The sequence below is a fragment of the Streptomyces sp. NPDC008137 genome, from assembly GCF_042957035.1.
In the GTDB taxonomy this organism is placed as follows: domain Bacteria; phylum Actinomycetota; class Actinomycetes; order Streptomycetales; family Streptomycetaceae; genus Streptomyces.
Genome location: NZ_JBIBHN010000011.1, coordinates 70,536 through 84,393, shown reverse-complemented (window position 1 = coordinate 84,393; position 13,858 = coordinate 70,536). Strand labels below are relative to the sequence as shown.

Sequence of the window (13,858 nt, the reverse complement as noted above, 5' to 3'; positions counted from 1 at the left end):
GGCAAGCCTAGCGGGTGATCAGCTCCGGCCGTGCCGGAGTGCCGGGTGTTCGCCCGCCGCCACCAGGTCGGAGACCGCCGTCTTGGGGTCCTTGCCGGTGACGAGGGACTCGCCGACCAGGACCGCGTCGGCGCCGGCGTTGGCGTAGGCGATGAGGTCGTGCGGGCCGCGGACGCCGGACTCGGCGATCTTGATGATGTGGTCGGGGATCTCGGGGGCCACGCGCTCGAAGGTGCCGCGGTCGACCTCGAGGGTCTTGAGGTTGCGCGCGTTGACGCCGATCACGCGGGCACCCGCGTCGACCGCCCGCTCGACCTCGTCCTCGTCGTGCACCTCGACGAGGGGGGTGAGCCCGATGGACTCGGCACGCTCGATGAGGGACTCCAGGGCGGGCTGGTCGAGGGCCGCGACGATCAGCAGGACGACGTCGGCACCGTAGGCCCGGGCCTCCCAGAGCTGGTACGACGTGACGACGAAGTCCTTGCGCAGGACCGGGATGTCGACACGGGCGCGGACCGCCTCGAGGTCGGCGAGCGAGCCGCCGAAGCGCCGCTGTTCCGTGAGGACCGAGATGACGGCCGCGCCGCCCGCCTCGTAGTCCGCGGCGAGCCCGGCCGGGTCGGCGATCGCGGCCAGCGCGCCCTTGGACGGGCTGGAGCGCTTGACCTCGCAGATGACCTTGACGCCGTCGCCGCGCAGCGCCGCCGCGCCGTCCTTGGCCGCTGGAGCCTTCGCCGCGCGCTCCTTGAGCTCGTCGAGGCTGACGCGCGCCTGCCGCTCCGCGAGGTCGGCACGGACTCCGTCGATGATCTCGTCGAGCACACTCACGCGAGCGGCCCCCTTCCAGACGGTTGACAGTTCCAGCGACCAGTCGAAAACCGATGGTCACTGCGATGGTATCCGCAGCGGGGCGTAGCCCCCGCATCCGGTTGACGCCGGTCCCACTACCTGGACGTCAACCCATGGATCAAGGGTGGAGCCAGCCACCGAAGGGCAGGTTCCGGACAACGCTGAAGACCAGCAGCAACGCGCCGAGGCTCCACACCTGTGCCGGCCGGGGTTCGATCCGCAGGGGGCGCCCGCGGACCGCGTGGACCACCCATACGGTCCACAGTACGGCGAAGCCCAGATAGCCGAGGACGGCGAGCGCGTTGTCCTGGAGCGCCGCAGCGAGGTCGCCGTGGACGAAGGCGTGCGCGCTGCGCAGTCCGCCGCAGCCGGGGCAGTACAGGCCGGTGTGGCGCAGCAGCGGGCAGACGGGGTAGTGGCCGGGTTCGTTGGGGTCCACGGTGCCCACGTAGGCGAAGGCGGCGGCGACGGCCGCGAGCACCCCGGCGGGGGCGGCCAGGCGGCCCGGGACGCCGGGCGTCACCCTTCGGCTGTCGGTGTTCACGTTACGCATTGTGCCCCGCACGCGCGTGAGGGGCGGTCCCGGCATCCGAGTGCCGGCCGCCCCGCACGCGACAACGCGGTGTTTCCGGGATTCAGCTCCCGGCGCTCGCCGGCTCGCGGTCGCCCGTCATGGCGTGCGGCTGGTGCAGTTCCTTGGGCTGGCCCATGCCCATCGCCCGCATGGCCATGCCGACGACACCGCCGAGCAGCACGACGACCATGCCCGCCCAGAAGCCCAGCGGCTGGTCCAACACCATGAACGCGCCCGCGACGCAGAAACCGATGAAGGCGATCGTGACACCGGTCCAGGCGGCCGGGGTGTGACCGTGGCTGCTGCCCGCCATTGCTTGCTCCTCGTTGCTGTGTACGTGTCTGAGCAGGACGCTCGCGCCCATTGTCCCGCACGGGCGCGCGTCCGGTGAGCGGGGGTGCTCCCTCCGCTTCCACGTGCCCGCCCCGTGCGGTGCTACGCCCCGGTCGGGTCCTCGCCCCGGTCGAGTGCCTTCCACAGGTCCTCGGGCCGGTCGGGGTCGACGGCGGGGGCCTTGCGGCGCGGCCGGGGCGTGCCGTCCCGCTCGTAGCGGCCGGACATCGCGGGCCACAGCCGGCCGTAGCGCAGGGCGAGGAGTCCGGCCAGCAGGAGCAGGACACCCCCGACGGCCGCGACGTAGGGCCAGGCGGTGTGGCTGAGGGCCGCGACGGAGGCGGAGGTGTCGCCGGAGACCTCGGCGGCCTTCTCGTCGAGTGCGGAGCTGTCGGAGGCGCCGAGCAGGGCGGCGGCGACGGTGCCCGCGCCGGAGAGCGCCAGCAGGGCGGCCACGACGACGCGGCCGCTCCGGCGGACGGCGAAGACGGCGACGAGCGCGGCGAGGCCCACTACGGCGAGAGCCGCGGGGACGCCGGTGACGTCGCTGCCGGTGGCGGTCAGGGGGAAGGCGCCACCGGCCACCGTCGTGGTGCCCTCCGACCAGTTCTGCCGGGTGGCGAGCAGCGCCACGGCCGCGCCGAGCGCGCCGCACAGCAGGGCGACGGCGAGGCTCAGGCGGCCGGCCCGGGCGGATCCGGAGGCTTGGGAACGTGGGTGCGGTACGGCAGTCACGTACCCCACTATCGCCTGAACCCCGGGCGAACCGTCACCCGGGGTTCATCTCAGGCCTTTCCCAGCCGGTTCGCCGTGTGGACGGCCCGCAGGACCGCCGCCGCCTTGTTGCGGCACTCGGTGTCCTCGGCGACCGGGTCGGAGTCGGCGACGATGCCCGCGCCCGCCTGGACGTAGGCGGTGCCGTCGCGGAGAAGGGCCGTGCGGATGGCGATGGCGGTGTCGGAGTCGCCCGCGAAGTCGAGATAGCCGACGCAGCCGCCGTACAGCCCGCGCCGGGAGGGTTCGAGTTCGTCGATGATCTGCATGGCGCGGGGCTTCGGGGCGCCGGAGAGGGTGCCGGCCGGGAAGCAGGCGGTGAGGACGTCGAAGGCGGTGCGACCCGGGGCGACGCGGCCCGTCACCGTCGAGACGATGTGCATGACGTGCGAGTACCGCTCGACGGACATGAAGTCGACGACCTCGACCGAGCCGGGCTCGCAGACCCGCCCCAGGTCGTTGCGGCCCAGGTCGACGAGCATGAGGTGCTCGGCGCGCTCCTTGGGGTCGGCGAGGAGTTCGTCGGCGAGGGCCTGGTCCTCCTGCGGGGTGGCGCCGCGCCAGCGGGTTCCGGCGATGGGGTGGACCATGGCCCGCCCGTCCTCGACCTTGACCAGGGCCTCGGGGGACGAGCCGACGACGTCGAACCCGTCGAAGCGGAAGAGGTACATGTAGGGCGACGGGTTGGTGGTCCGCAGGACCCGGTAGACGTCCAGCGCGCTCGCGGTGCACGGCGTCTCGAAGCGCTGGGAGGGGACGACCTGGAAGGCCTCGCCGGCCCGGATGCGCTCCTTGATGTCCTCGACGGCCCCCTGGAAGTCGGGGCCGCCCCAGAGCGCCGAGTACTCGGGGGTCTCGGAGGGCGGCAGGACGGCGGGGGGCTGGGCCACCGCGCGCGAGAGGTCCGCCTCCATGGCGTCGAGGCGGGCGATCGCGTCCGCGTACGCCTCGTCGACGCCGGTGTCGAGGTCGTTGTGGTTGATCGCGTTGGCGATCAGCAGGACCGAGCCCTCCCAGTGGTCCATGACGGCGAGGTCGCTGGTGAGGAGCATGGTCAGCTCGGGCAGCTTCAGGTCGTCGCGCTCGCCGGGGCCGATCTTCTCCAGGCGGCGGACGATGTCGTAGCCGAGGTAGCCGACCATGCCGCCGGTGAAGGGCGGCATGCCCTCCTGGTGCGGGGTGTGCAGGACCTCGATGGTGGCGCGCAGGGCGGCGAGCGGGTCGCCGTCGGTGGGGACGCCGACCGGCGGGGTGCCGAGCCAGTGCGCCTGCCCGTCACGCGTGGTGAGGGCGCCGGCGCTGCGGACGCCGACGAAGGAGTACCGGGACCAGGAGCGGCCGTTCTCGGCGGACTCCAGCAGGAAGGTACCGGGGCGCTCGGCGGCGAGCTTGCGGTAGAGCGCGACCGGGGTGTCGCCATCGGCGAGGAGCTTGCGGGTGACCGGGATGACCCGCCGGTCGGTGGCGAGCTTGCGGAACGTCTCGAGGTCCATGGCGGCTGACCTTACTGATCCGCGGCGGCGGCGTCCGAACCGCCGTCCTTCAGCAGTACGTCCTCGTCGAAGCAGGTGCGGGCTCCGGTGTGGCAGGCGGCGCCGACCTGGTCGACCTTGACGAGCACGGTGTCGGCGTCGCAGTCCAGGGCGACGGACCTGACCCACTGGAAGTGGCCGGAGGTGTCGCCCTTGACCCAGTACTCCTGGCGGCTGCGGGACCAGTAGGTGCAGCGGCCGGTGGTCAGGGTGCGATGCAGTGCCTCGTCGTCCATCCAGCCGAGCATCAGCACCTCTCCGGTGTCGTACTGCTGGGCGATGGCGGGCAGGAGGCCGTCGGCGCTGCGCTTGAGGCGCGCGGCGATCTCCGGGTCGAGGCGGCTGGATGGAGCACTGTGGCGCGAAGCGCCTCCTTGAGGGGCGGTGGCCGGGCGACGGGCGGGCGAGCTGGTCATGTGGTCCATTGTGCCGGGCGCCACTGACAGGCCCGGTGGAGTGTCCACTGGGCGGACCGTCGGGGCGGTCGTAGGCTGGGCCGCATGTCGACCCATGCCAAGCGTGAACGACTTCTCCTCGCCGATCTGTTGGAGACCGCGGGCCCGGACGCGCCCACCCTGTGCGAGGGCTGGACGACCCGGGACCTCGCCGCGCACGTGGTGGTGCGCGAGCGCCGTCCCGACGCCGCCGGCGGGATACTGATCAAGCAGCTCGCGTCGCGCCTGGACCGGGTGATGGCCGAGTACACCGGCAAGCCGTACGAGGAGCTGATCCAGCTGATCCGTACGGGCCCGCCGCGCTTCTCGCCCTTCTCCCTCAAGCCGGTCGACGAGATGTCGAACATCATCGAGTTCTACGTCCACGCGGAGGACGTCCGGCGTGCCCAGCCCGACTGGTCGACGCGCGAGCTCGACGCGGTCTTCCAGGACGCCCTGTGGTCCCGTCTGGAGCGCACCGCCCGGCTGATGGGCCGCGGTGTCCCGACGGGCCTGGTCCTGCGCCGCCCCGACGGCCAGACGACGGTCGCCCAGCGCGGCACCCCGGTGGTCACGGTGACCGGCGAGCCGTCCGAGCTGGTCCTGTTCTCCTACGGCCGGCAGAGCGCGGCCAAGGTCGATCTGGACGGCGACGAGGACGCGATCGCGAGGCTGCACGAGACGAAGCAGCTGGGGATCTGAGGCACGGACTCCCGGCGAAGGGGCCAGGGCGAGGGGGTCACCGCACCGGGTGACCCGCCTCCCGCAGTGTCTCCTTGACCTCGCCGATGCGCAGGTCCCCGAAGTGGAAGACCGACGCGGCCAGCACCGCGTCCGCGCCCGCCCCGACGGCTGGCGGGAAGTCGGTCAGCTTCCCGGCGCCGCCCGAGGCGATCACGGGGACGGTGACGTGCTTGCGTACGGCCCGGATCATCTCCAGGTCGTAGCCGTCCTTCGTGCCGTCCGCGTCCATCGAGTTGAGCAGGATCTCGCCCGCGCCCAGCTCGGCGGCCCGGTGCGCCCACTCGACGGCGTCGATTCCGGTGCCCTTGCGGCCGCCGTGGGTGGTCACCTCGAAGGAGCCCGACTCGGTGCGGCGGGCGTCCACCGAGAGGACCAGCACCTGGCGGCCGAAGCGCTCGGCGATCTCGCGGATCAGCTCGGGGCGGGCGATCGCCGCCGTGTTGACGCCGACCTTGTCCGCGCCCGCCCGCAGCAGCTTGTCCACGTCCTCGGCCGCGCGGACGCCGCCGCCGACGGTGAGCGGGATGAAGACCTGCTCGGCGGTACGGCGCACCACGTCGTACGTCGTCTCGCGGTTGCCCGACGAGGCGGTGATGTCCAGGAACGTCAGCTCGTCGGCGCCCTCGGCGTCGTACACCTTGGCCATCTCGACGGGGTCGCCCGCGTCGCGCAGGTTCTGGAAGTTGACGCCCTTGACGACCCGGCCGTTGTCCACGTCCAGGCAGGGGATGACTCGGACCGCCAGGGTCATGAATCCACGGCTCCTCTATACGCTTCCACTTCGACCGACACCAGGACCCGGGAGTCGATGAAGCCCTCCACGACCAGCAGGGTCGTGACCGGCCGCACGGTGTCGAACAGTTCCTTGTGAGCCCGGCCCACCGCGTCGACGTCCCGCGCGTGGGCCAGATACACCCGGGTGCGGATCACGGAATCGGCGGTGAGTCCGAACTCGGCGATCGCCTCCAGGGCGGTGGTGAAGGCCACCTTGGCCTGCTCGTACGGGTCGCCCTCGCCGTAGAGCACATCGCCCTTGAAGGCGGTCGTGCCCGCGACCAGCACCCGGTCGCCCGCCTCGACGGCGCGTGCAAAACCGAAGGACTCTTCCCAGGGACTTCCGCTCCGCACGCGCCGGGGGGTCATGACGACACAGCCTCCAAGGCCTCTTCCAGGGTGAACGCCTTCGCGTACAGCGCCTTCCCTACGATCGCGCCCTCGACACCGAGGGGGACGAGTTCGGCGATCGCCCGCAGGTCGTCCAGCGACGACACGCCACCGGAGGCCACGACCGGGCGGTCGGTGGCGGCGCAGACATTGCGCAGCAGCTCCAGGTTGGGGCCCTGGAGCGTGCCGTCCTTGGCGATGTCCGTGACGACGTACCGGGCGCAGCCCTCCTTGTCGAGACGGGCCAGCGTCTCGTAGAGGTCGCCGCCGTCGCGGGTCCAGCCCCGGCCGCGCAGGGTCGTGCCGCGTACGTCGAGGCCGACGGCGATCTGGTCGCCGTGCTCGGCGATGACCTTGGCGACCCACTCGGGGGTCTCCAGGGCGGCCGTGCCGAGGTTCACGCGCTTGCAGCCGGTGGCCAGGGCGGCGGCGAGGGTGTCGTCGTCGCGGATCCCGCCGGACAGCTCCACCTTGATGTCCATGGCCTGCGCGACCTCGGCGATCAGCTCGCGGTTGTTCCCGGTGCCGAACGCGGCGTCCAGGTCGACCAGGTGCAGCCACTCGGCGCCGGAGCGCTGCCAGGCGAGGGCGGCCTCCAGGGGGGAGCCGTAGGAGGTCTCCGAACCGGACTCGCCGTGCACCAGGCGGACCGCCTGGCCGTCCCGGACGTCGACGGCGGGGAGGAGTTCGAGCTTCACGGAGGACTTCGGGGACATCAGAGGGTTCCGATCCAGTTGTTCAGCAGCTGCGCTCCGGCGTCGCCGGACTTCTCGGGGTGGAACTGCGTGGCCCACAGGGCGCCGTTCTCGACGGCCGCGACGAACGGCTTGCCGTGGGTGGACCAGGTGACCTTGGGGGGCTCGATGGTCGGGTTGTGCGTCTCCAGCGACCAGTCGTGGACGGCGTAGGAGTGCACGAAGTAGAAGCGGGCGTCCGCCTCCAGGCCGGCGAACAGCCGCGAGCCGGCCGCGGCCTCCACGGTGTTCCAGCCCATGTGGGGCACGACGTCGGCCTGGAGCGGCTCGACCGAGCCGGGCCACTCGTCGAGGCCGTCGGTCTCCACGCCGTGCTCGATGCCGCGCGCGAAGAGGATCTGCATGCCGACGCAGATGCCCATGACCGGGCGGCCGCCGGACAGCCTGCGGTCGACGATCCAGTCGCCGCGTGCCTCGCGCAGGCCCTTCATGCAGGAGGCGAAGGCGCCGACACCGGGGACGAGCAGCCCGTCGGCGTTCATGGCCTTGTCGTAGTCACGCGTTATCTCGACCTCGGCTCCCGCGCGCGCGAGAGCACGCTCGGCGGAGCGGACGTTGCCGAAGCCGTAGTCGAAGACGACTACCTTCTTGGCACCGCTGCTCAATTCCACACCTCCAGCCTCACGACACCGGCCACGAGGCACATCGCGGCGCCGATCGACAGCAGCACGATCAGGCCCTTGGGCATCTTCTGCTTGACGAAGGAGTAGATCCCACCGGCGAGGAACAGGCCGACGACGATCAGCAGGGTCGAGATGCCGTTCACAGGGCGCCCTTCGTGGACGGGAGGATGCCGGCCGCGCGCGGGTCACGCTCGGAGGCGTAGCGCAGGGCCCGGGCCAGCGCCTTGAACTGGCACTCCACGATGTGGTGCGCGTTGCGCCCGTAGGGCACGTGCACGTGCAGCGCGATCTGGGCCTGGGCCACGAAGGACTCCAGGATGTGCCGCGTCATCGTGGTGTCGTACTCGCCGATCATCGGCGCCATCTTCTCGGGCTCGGTGTGCACGAGGTAGGGGCGGCCGGACAGGTCGACGGTGACCTGCGCGAGGGACTCGTCCAGCGGGACCGTGCAGTTGCCGAAGCGGTAGATGCCCACCTTGTCGCCGAGGGCCTGCTTGAAGGCGGCGCCGAGCGCGAGGGCGGTGTCCTCGATGGTGTGGTGCGAGTCGATGTGCAGATCGCCCTCGGTCTTCACGGTCAGGTCGAACAGACCGTGCCGGCCGAGCTGGTCGAGCATGTGGTCGTAGAAGCCGACGCCGGTGGAGATCTCCGTCTTGCCGGTGCCGTCGAGGTCTATCTCGACGAGGACCGTGGTCTCCTTGGTCGTCCGCTCCACGCGTCCGGTGCGGCTCATGAACTCTGCTCCTTCTTCAGTGCACGTACCGCGTCGAGGAACGCGTCGTTCTCTTCGGGGGTTCCGGCGGACACCCGCAGCCACCCGGGGATGCCGTTGTCCCGGACCAGCACACCCTGGTCGAGGATCTTCCGCCAGGCCGTGTGCGCGTCCTCGAACCTGCCGAACTGGACGAAGTTCGCGTCGGACTCGACGACCTCGTAGCCGGTCGCGCGCAGTTCGTCGACGAGGCGGTCCCGTTCGGCCTTGAGCTGTTCGACGTAGCCCAGCAGGGTGGCGGTGTGCTCCAGGGCGGCCAGGGCGGTCGCCTGTGTGACGGCCGACAGGTGGTACGGCAGGCGGACCAGCTGGACGGCGTCCACGACGGCCGGGTGCGCGGCGAGGTAGCCGAGGCGCAGGCCAGCCGCGCCGAACGCCTTCGACATCGTGCGGGAGACGACGAGGTTCGGGCGGCCCTCGATCAGCGGCAGCAGCGAGTCGCCGTGGCTGAACTCGATGTAGGCCTCGTCCACCACGACCATCGACGGCTTGGCGGCCTGCGCGGCCTCGTACAGCGCGAGGACCGTCTCGGGCGGGACCGCGTTGCCCGTGGGGTTGTTGGGGGTGGTGACGAAGACGACGTCCGGCTGGTTCTCGGCGATGGCCTTCTCGGCCGCCGCCAGGTCGATCGTGAAGTCCTCATTGCGCGGGCCGGAGATCCAGCCCGTGCCCGTGCCGCGCGAGATGAGCCCGTGCATCGAGTAGGACGGCTCGAAGCCGATCGCCGTACGGCCCGGCCCGCCGAAGGTCTGCAGCAGCTGCTGGATGACCTCGTTGGAGCCGTTGGCGGCCCAGACGTTGGCCAGGCCGACCTCGTGGCCGGAGGTGTCCGTCAGGTACTCGGCGAGCCTGGTGCGCAGCTCGACCGCGTCCCGGTCCGGGTAGCGGTTGAGGTTGCGGGCCGCCTCACGGACCCGCTCGGCGATGCGCTCGACCAGCGGCTCGGGCAGCGGGTAGGGGTTCTCGTTGGTGTTCAGCCGTACGGGGACGTCCAGCTGGGGCGCGCCGTAGGGGGACTTGCCGCGCAGCTCGTCCCGTACGGGGAGATCGTCGATGTCTGTCACTTGCCTTCCGGAACCTTCCACCCGAACCTCGCCTTGATCGCCGCGCCGTGTGCCGGCAGGTCCTCCGCCTCCGCCAGCGTCACCACATGGTGCGCGACCTCGGCCAGCGCGTCCTTCGTGTAGTCGACGATGTGGATGCCGCGCAGGAAGGACTGGACGGACAGGCCCGAGGAGTGGCAGGCGCAGCCGCCGGTGGGCAGGACGTGGTTGGACCCGGCCGCGTAGTCGCCGAGGGAGACGGGGGCCCAGGGGCCGATGAAGATCGCGCCGGCGTTGCGGACCCGGTCGGCCACCGCCGCGGCGTCGGCCGTCTGGATCTCCAGGTGCTCGGCGCCGTACGCGTCGACGACCCTGAGGCCCTCGTCGACACCGTCGACCAGCACGATCGCGGACTGCTTGCCGGACAGGGCGGGGACGATCCGGTCGTCGACGTGCCGGGTGGCCGCGACCTGCGGCTCCAGTTCCTTCTCCACGGCGTCCGCCAGCCCGACGGAGTCGGTGACCAGGACGGCGGCGGCCAGCGGGTCGTGTTCGGCCTGGCTGATCAGGTCGGAGGCGACGTGCACCGGGTCGGCCGTGTCGTCGGCGAGGACCGCGATCTCGGTGGGGCCGGCCTCGGCGTCGATGCCGATCCTGCCGGTGAAGTAGCGCTTGGCGGCGGCGACCCAGATGTTGCCGGGGCCGGTGACCATGTTCGCGGGCGCGCAGGACTCGGTGCCGTAGGCGAACATCGCGACGGCGGTGGCGCCGCCGGCCGCGTACACCTCGTCGACACCGAGCAGCGCGCAGGCGGCGAGGATGGTGGGGTGCGGCAGGCCGTGGAACTCGGCCTGGGCGGGAGAGGCGAGGGCGATCGACTGGACGCCGGCCTCCTGCGCGGGCACCACGTTCATGATCACGGAGGACGGGTACACGGACCGGCCGCCGGGCGCGTAGAGCCCGACCCGGTCGACCGGCACCCACTTCTCGGTCACGGAGCCGCCGGGCACGACCTGTGTGGTGTGCGTGTCACGGCGCTGCGCGCGGTGGACGGTCCGGGCGCGGCGGATGGACTCCTCCAGGGCCGCGCGCACGGCCGGGTCGAGCTCCTCCAGCGCGCGCGTGAGCGCGGCGGCCGGAACCCGCACCTGGTCGAGCCTGACCCCGTCGAACCGCTCGGCGAAGTCGATCAGCGCCGCGTCGCCCCGATGATGCACGTCCTCGCAGATCGGACGCACCTTCTCCAGGGCGGCCGCTACGTCGAATTCGGCTCGGGGCAGCAGGTCACGCAGGGCGGTGCCCTCGGGGAGGGCGTCGCCGCGCAGATCGATTCGGGAGATCACGTGCTCAATTCTCTCAGACCCGGGTGAGGCGTCGTCCGCGCGTATCAATGGCTGATACAGAACGCCGCAGGGAACCCGGAAGATCCCCTTCACATCCTGCTTTCGGGGCGTCACCCAGCGGGCATGAACTGTTGTACGAAGCAACCAACCCGCGAGTACCCGGGGAGGAAGGGAACGACGTGACCGAGGGGGCCGGCGTGCGCGCCGGGGATGTGCCCGAGGACCTGACCGTGGTCGAGGCCGGCATGTGGCAGGCCTTCCGTGACGGCAGTGTGTACGACCTGAGCAGCGGTGACCCGCTGGTGGACGATCCGCACGGGGGCCGGCCGTGGGGCGAGGAGCGGACCGTGCGGGCCCGGGTCGTCTGCTGGCTGCTGCTCGACGGCCCGCCCGCCCTGTCCGGCCGGGTGTCGGCGCTGAAGCTGGCCGGCGTCCGGATCAGCGGCTCACTCGACCTCGCCGGCGGCACGGTGGTGCCGTACGTCGAGATGCGCCACTGCCGGTTCGAGCAGGACGTGCTGCTGCCCGAGGCCCGATTCACGACCCTGCGGATGGTGGACTGCTCGGTGCCGCGCCTGGAGGCGGCCCGGGTGCACACCGAGGGCGATCTGCATCTGCCGCGCTGCCGTTTCCACCACGGCATCCGGATCACGGACGCGCAGATCGGCACGGACCTGATGCTCAACCAGTCGATCGTGCACCGGGACCGCAGCGGCCGGTCGATCGCCGCGGACGGCCTGACCGTCGGCCAGGACTTACAGGCCGAGCTACTGGAGTCGCACGGCGAGCTGAGCCTGCGCGCCGCCACCATCGGCGTCTCCCTGAGCCTGCGCGGCGCGCGCCTGTCCAACCCCTACGCGCGGCTCGCGCTGAACGCCCCGCAGCTGACCGTCGAGCGCAGCCTGTACCTCACCCCCGCGGGGGTGGGCGCGCAGGCGATGAGCGGGATGACCCCGGCCCGCGGCACGCTGATCCAGCGGTTCGAGTGCGAGGGCGGGATACGGCTCGACGACGGGCGGTTCGGCGACGCAGTCGACTTCGAGCGGGCCCGGCTCGCCCTCACCGAGGACCAGGAGCTGTCACTGCGCCGGGTGCAGACGCCCGAGCTGCGGTTCCTCGGGGAGCATCCGGCGCGCGGGCGGGTGGTGCTGTCGGGGGCGAAGGTCATCAACCTGATGGACCGGGCGGACGCCTGGCCCGGCCCGGGGCGCCTGCACATGGGCGGCTTCGCCTACGAGAACCTCGTGCCGCGCGGCCCGTTCCCGCTGGCCGAGCGGCTGGAGTGGGTGGCGGCGGCGACCGCCGAGTACAACCCGGAGCCGTACGAGCGGCTCGCGTCCGTGCTGCGGGCCGGCGGGGAGGACGAGGACGCCCGCGAGGTACTGCTGGCCAAGCAGCGCCGGCACCGCGAGAGCCTGCCGCCGGCCGCCAAGCTGTGGGGCTATGTGCAGGACTGGACGGTCGCCTACGGGTACCGGCCGGGCCGGGCCGCCGTGTGGATGGCGGTGCTGTGGGCGGCGGGCTCGTTCGCCTTCGCGCAGGCCGGGCATCCGCCGCTGAAGCGGGGCGAGCATCCGGAGTGGAGCCCCACGCTCTTCACGCTCGATCTGCTGCTGCCGGTCATCGACCTGGGCCAGGTGGGCTTCTGGCAGTTGCGCGGGGGCTGGCAGTGGCTGGCGACGGCGATGATCCTGCTGGGCTGGATCCTGGCGACGACGGTGGCGGCGGGGGCCACGCGACTGTTGCGGCGCAACTGATGTTGCGGGTGTGACCACAGTTGTTGAACTGTCACACCTTTACCTTCTCTTGACCAGCGGGCGTACAACTTTCGGCGAGTTCACCGAACCATCTGGCGCCGCTGTGACCAGCGGTCTTTCAATGGTCGACACCATGGCTCTGCAGCTCCCGTTCATCCGCGCGAGCCGGATGACAAGGACCTCCCCCCACCTCGTCGGCGGGCCTGCCACCGATGACGAGGTGCTGCTCGACGCGCCCGACGCCCGGCTGAGTCCGGCGCTGGTCGCCGCCGCCCGCGGCGATCACGGACCGGCCGCCGGGCTGCTCCAGGCCACCCGCGCGGCGGCCGAGTGGGAACGGCGCGACCGGTACGTGACCCGGCTGGCCGCCTTCGCCCGCTCGCGCCCCGAATGGCTGGACGCCTGGCTCGCCAGCGCCCCGCACGACCCCGACGCGCTGCTGGTCGGGGCCCAGCTGGCGGTGGACCGCGCCTGGCTCTCGCCGGCCCGCACCGAGCTGCTGCGCGAGGTGAGCCCGTTGCTCACGGCCGCGGCCCGGGGCGACCAGCGGGACCCGGTGCCGTGGCGGCTCGCGCTCGACCACGCGCGGGGCGCGCGGGCCGGGCACAAGTACTTCGAGGAGCTGTGGGCGGCGGCGGTACGCCGTGCCCCGCACCACTACGGCTCCCATGTGGCCGCCCTGCGCTATCTGGCCGACTTCTGGCACGGCTCGCACCAGGAGTGCTTCGACTTCGCCGACCGGGCCGCACAGGACGCGCCCGCCGACGCCCTCGCCCAGGCGCTCCCGCTGCGGGCGGCCTTCGGCTACCTGACCGACGGCTGCGGGCCCGGGGTGCCCCGCGCGCGGCTGGACGAGGCCGCCGACCGGGCGATCGCGCTGTCCCCGCTGCTGCCGGCGGCCGACCCCTGGCCCGCCCGGATGCGGAACATGCTGATCTTCGTCCTGGTGCGTCTGGAGCGCTGGCCGGACGCCGCCGAGCAGCTGCGGATGAACGGCCCGTACGCCACCTCGTTCCCGTGGGACCAGCTGTCGGACGACCCGCTCGGACACTTCCTGCGGGTACGCGACGAGGTCCGGGCCGCGACGGCAGGCCGGCCGCCCTGGCATCCACGGAGTGAACGGGGCGGACGAGTCCGCTCCGGCGACCATTAGGCTTTTGC

Annotated in this window: 17 protein-coding genes; 3 read left to right on the top strand and 14 right to left on the bottom strand. The window is 72.0% G+C overall.

Annotated elements, in window-relative coordinates; all coding sequences use genetic code 11:
* Positions 1-18: 18 nt before the first annotated feature.
* From trpC to hisI, 6 genes are all read right to left on the bottom strand, one after another.
* Entirely contained in the window at positions 19-828 is an 810-nt protein-coding gene (gene trpC / locus ACFZBT_RS19855; RefSeq protein ID WP_391105105.1) for an indole-3-glycerol phosphate synthase TrpC, read from the bottom strand.
* Between the two features lie 139 nt (positions 829-967).
* On the bottom strand, positions 968-1,402 hold the full coding sequence (locus ACFZBT_RS19850; RefSeq protein ID WP_391105103.1) for a DUF2752 domain-containing protein: 435 nt from the start codon (positions 1,400-1,402) through the stop codon (positions 968-970).
* Positions 1,403-1,484: 82 nt separating this feature from the next.
* Complete coding sequence (locus ACFZBT_RS19845; protein ID WP_391105101.1) at positions 1,485-1,736, bottom strand: HGxxPAAW family protein; 252 nt, start codon at positions 1,734-1,736, stop codon at positions 1,485-1,487.
* A 122-nt stretch (positions 1,737-1,858) separates the two neighbouring features.
* Positions 1,859-2,500, bottom strand: coding sequence for a TIGR02234 family membrane protein (locus ACFZBT_RS19840; RefSeq protein WP_391105099.1), 642 nt, complete (start codon positions 2,498-2,500; stop codon positions 1,859-1,861).
* 41 nt (positions 2,501-2,541) lie between these two features.
* Positions 2,542-4,023, bottom strand: coding sequence for an anthranilate synthase component I (locus tag ACFZBT_RS19835; RefSeq protein WP_391105097.1), 1,482 nt, complete (start codon positions 4,021-4,023; stop codon positions 2,542-2,544).
* An 11-nt stretch (positions 4,024-4,034) separates the two neighbouring features.
* Positions 4,035-4,478, bottom strand: a complete 444-nt coding sequence (gene hisI / locus ACFZBT_RS19830; RefSeq protein WP_391105095.1) for a phosphoribosyl-AMP cyclohydrolase — start codon at positions 4,476-4,478, stop codon at positions 4,035-4,037.
* Positions 4,479-4,562: 84 nt separating this feature from the next.
* Between hisI and ACFZBT_RS19825 the strand changes: the two genes are divergently transcribed.
* Entirely contained in the window at positions 4,563-5,198 is a 636-nt protein-coding gene (locus ACFZBT_RS19825; RefSeq protein ID WP_391105093.1) for a TIGR03085 family metal-binding protein, read from the top strand.
* Positions 5,199-5,235: 37 nt separating this feature from the next.
* On the opposite strand, the gene hisF is transcribed toward ACFZBT_RS19825, so the two are convergent.
* Genes hisF through hisD form a run of 8 tightly spaced genes read right to left on the bottom strand, consistent with a single transcriptional unit; the run spans position 5,236 to position 10,940 of the window.
* Positions 5,236-5,991 (bottom strand): imidazole glycerol phosphate synthase subunit HisF, encoded by a 756-nt coding sequence (gene hisF / locus ACFZBT_RS19820; RefSeq protein WP_391105091.1) that lies wholly within the window; start codon positions 5,989-5,991, stop codon positions 5,236-5,238.
* Entirely contained in the window at positions 5,988-6,383 is a 396-nt protein-coding gene (locus tag ACFZBT_RS19815) for a Rid family hydrolase (RefSeq protein ID WP_391105089.1), read from the bottom strand. Before ACFZBT_RS19815 ends, hisF begins: the two co-directional genes overlap by 4 nt.
* Positions 6,380-7,120, bottom strand: a complete 741-nt coding sequence (priA, locus tag ACFZBT_RS19810) for a bifunctional 1-(5-phosphoribosyl)-5-((5-phosphoribosylamino)methylideneamino)imidazole-4-carboxamide isomerase/phosphoribosylanthranilate isomerase PriA (protein WP_391105087.1) — start codon at positions 7,118-7,120, stop codon at positions 6,380-6,382. Before priA ends, ACFZBT_RS19815 begins: the two co-directional genes overlap by 4 nt.
* A complete protein-coding gene (hisH, locus tag ACFZBT_RS19805) occupies positions 7,120-7,770 on the bottom strand; it encodes an imidazole glycerol phosphate synthase subunit HisH (protein WP_391105085.1) in 651 nt (216 codons plus the stop codon). The genes priA and hisH overlap by 1 nt, the downstream gene beginning before the upstream one ends.
* Positions 7,761-7,925 carry a hypothetical protein gene (locus ACFZBT_RS19800; RefSeq protein ID WP_355826654.1) on the bottom strand — a complete coding sequence of 55 codons (165 nt, stop codon included), beginning with the start codon at positions 7,923-7,925 and terminating at the stop codon, positions 7,761-7,763. The genes hisH and ACFZBT_RS19800 overlap by 10 nt, the downstream gene beginning before the upstream one ends.
* Positions 7,922-8,515 carry an imidazoleglycerol-phosphate dehydratase HisB gene (hisB, locus tag ACFZBT_RS19795; protein WP_030248649.1) on the bottom strand — a complete coding sequence of 198 codons (594 nt, stop codon included), beginning with the start codon at positions 8,513-8,515 and terminating at the stop codon, positions 7,922-7,924. Before hisB ends, ACFZBT_RS19800 begins: the two co-directional genes overlap by 4 nt.
* Positions 8,512-9,618, bottom strand: a complete 1,107-nt coding sequence (locus tag ACFZBT_RS19790; protein WP_391105082.1) for a histidinol-phosphate transaminase — start codon at positions 9,616-9,618, stop codon at positions 8,512-8,514. Before ACFZBT_RS19790 ends, hisB begins: the two co-directional genes overlap by 4 nt.
* Complete coding sequence (gene hisD, locus ACFZBT_RS19785) at positions 9,615-10,940, bottom strand: histidinol dehydrogenase (RefSeq protein WP_391105080.1); 1,326 nt, start codon at positions 10,938-10,940, stop codon at positions 9,615-9,617. The genes ACFZBT_RS19790 and hisD overlap by 4 nt, the downstream gene beginning before the upstream one ends.
* Positions 10,941-11,119: 179 nt before the next feature.
* Between hisD and ACFZBT_RS19780 the strand changes: the two genes are divergently transcribed.
* The gene (locus tag ACFZBT_RS19780) at positions 11,120-12,697 is read left to right on the top strand and encodes an oxidoreductase (protein WP_391105078.1); all 1,578 of its coding nucleotides are present in this window, start codon (positions 11,120-11,122) and stop codon (positions 12,695-12,697) included.
* A gap of 121 nt (positions 12,698-12,818) precedes the next feature.
* Positions 12,819-13,850, top strand: coding sequence for a hypothetical protein (locus tag ACFZBT_RS19775; RefSeq protein ID WP_391105076.1), 1,032 nt, complete (start codon positions 12,819-12,821; stop codon positions 13,848-13,850).
* The last annotated feature ends 8 nt before the right edge of the window (positions 13,851-13,858 follow it).

Coding starts and splice junctions, on each gene's coding strand:
- ACFZBT_RS19850 (WP_391105103.1), bottom strand. CDS start 1,402: ATGCGTAACGTGAACACCGACAGCCGAAGGGTGACGCCCGGCGTCCCG.
- ACFZBT_RS19845 (WP_391105101.1), bottom strand. CDS start 1,736: ATGGCGGGCAGCAGCCACGGTCACACCCCGGCCGCCTGGACCGGTGTC.
- ACFZBT_RS19835 (WP_391105097.1), bottom strand. CDS start 4,023: ATGGACCTCGAGACGTTCCGCAAGCTCGCCACCGACCGGCGGGTCATC.
- hisI (WP_391105095.1), bottom strand. CDS start 4,478: ATGACCAGCTCGCCCGCCCGTCGCCCGGCCACCGCCCCTCAAGGAGGC.
- ACFZBT_RS19825 (WP_391105093.1), top strand. CDS start 4,563: ATGTCGACCCATGCCAAGCGTGAACGACTTCTCCTCGCCGATCTGTTG.
- hisF (WP_391105091.1), bottom strand. CDS start 5,991: ATGACCCTGGCGGTCCGAGTCATCCCCTGCCTGGACGTGGACAACGGC.
- ACFZBT_RS19815 (WP_391105089.1), bottom strand. CDS start 6,383: ATGACCCCCCGGCGCGTGCGGAGCGGAAGTCCCTGGGAAGAGTCCTTC.
- priA (WP_391105087.1), bottom strand. CDS start 7,120: ATGTCCCCGAAGTCCTCCGTGAAGCTCGAACTCCTCCCCGCCGTCGAC.
- hisB (WP_030248649.1), bottom strand. CDS start 8,515: ATGAGCCGCACCGGACGCGTGGAGCGGACGACCAAGGAGACCACGGTC.
- ACFZBT_RS19775 (WP_391105076.1), top strand. CDS start 12,819: ATGGTCGACACCATGGCTCTGCAGCTCCCGTTCATCCGCGCGAGCCGG.